Origin of the sequence: methanotrophic endosymbiont of Bathymodiolus puteoserpentis (Logatchev) (genome assembly GCF_900128525.1) — a bacterium.
Lineage (GTDB): Bacteria > Pseudomonadota > Gammaproteobacteria > Methylococcales > Methylomonadaceae > Methyloprofundus.
In genome coordinates, this window is record NZ_FQTQ01000040.1 from 1 (window position 1) to 1,484 (window position 1,484).

2 protein-coding genes are annotated in these 1,484 nt (G+C 40.4%); both read right to left on the reverse strand.

The genetic code is table 11. From position 1 onward, the window contains the following. On the reverse strand, positions 1–1,296 hold a 1,296-nt coding region (locus BQ7314_RS02150; protein WP_174482062.1), incomplete at its 3' end, for a hypothetical protein. Then, positions 1,293–1,484, reverse strand: a complete 192-nt coding sequence (locus BQ7314_RS02155; protein WP_245394889.1) for an acyl carrier protein — start codon at positions 1,482–1,484, stop codon at positions 1,293–1,295. The genes BQ7314_RS02150 and BQ7314_RS02155, both read right to left, overlap by 4 nt.

Below are 1,484 nucleotides of genomic sequence, written 5' to 3' on the forward strand. Positions count from 1 at the left end.
TTCATGCAAACGCTCTATCCATGCTTGTGTGAATAAAGGCTCGATAAAGTTATAGCTAAATGTAAGCTGTTTATTAAACTGGCAGCTTAAAAAGGCGAGGGCAGGTGGGCTGGAAATTTGGCATAGGTGATATATTTTGGTGATGTCGCTACCAAAAAAAGTGTTGTTAGATAAATCAACATGACCTATATCAGAAAACCAAAAGGAGCTGCGTTCGGTGCCGGTGCGCATGGAGTTGCGTAGTTTTTCGCCGTGCTGTTCTAAGGATAGCCAACTAGCAGCCCACATAACTGGCAGAAAGGCATAGTCGAACTTTTTGCGTATAGTCTGCATATTCTGTTGTTTTAGGTGCTCAAATAGGGCGATTCTATCAGCGAGCAAAGCTTTGGGTGCTTGAGCAAATAAAGGGGCGACGTGGTTACTTAACAGAGGGCTTAGCGCTTTATTTTTACGTAAATTAAAGGCGTAAGGCGTGCAATAGGCTTCTCCTGCTTGTTCGGGATTCATCTTGTGCAAGGCGCGCATAAAACAACCTACATAATATAAGCTTGTGCCGGTTAAGCCGACTTGTTGGCGTGCTAGAGTATTAATTGTTTGGGTCTGTTCTAGGCTAAGCGTGTAGGTATTAAAATTTAATTGTTTAGGAGCTAAGCTAGTATCTGCATGGATAATGCTTTGCAAGTTATCTAATTTGGAAATGTAGCGTTTAGCTTTAAAAAACATGCCAACCTTTTGCCACCATTTATATTTAGCTAATTGAGTATTGACTAGCGGCTCTAGTTTAGGTAAATCAAAACGCTTACGAGCGTCTAAAGATTCTGTGCATAAATATTTTAAAATTAAATCAGCGCCGCGGGCATCACAAAAAGGGTGGATCCAACGCATTAAAAAGGTGTTTTTTGCTGTGCTATTAATAAGGTGGAATTCAACGGGTGGAATGGTTTCGCGGTCTTGTTTGTGATTTAGCAGTCTAACAACCGTTTCTTTATGAAATATGACCTCGTCTATTTTATGGGTATTATAATGTTGATAAAAAAGTGGATGTTCTTGTTCGCGTTGACACCAAAAATAGCGTTTACCACGCTGCTGTAAGCTAGCAAAAGCAAGCGGAAAACGTATACCGAATTCATTAATACGTTGTTCCAATGCGTCAATATCGGGTGTGCTTGAGAGTTCCAAGGCAAAGCCACAAAGACTGCCGGGCATTTGCTCTTGGCGTATTTCCTCATCCATTGCTAAAGTAAAGCAATCGGATGGATTGAGCATTTGGATGATGTCTGTGTTAGCTGCACTCATGACTTATGCTGCAATACCCATTGCTCCAAAGCGTTGAATGAATTGACGTTATCAGGATCAATTTCTGAATCGGGCAGGGTGACACCAAATTGTTCTTCTATATACATAATCAAACGCATAATGCCCATACTGTCTAAGGAATGAGCACAAATTAATTTAGGCAAGTTCAATTTAAGAATTATAATGAT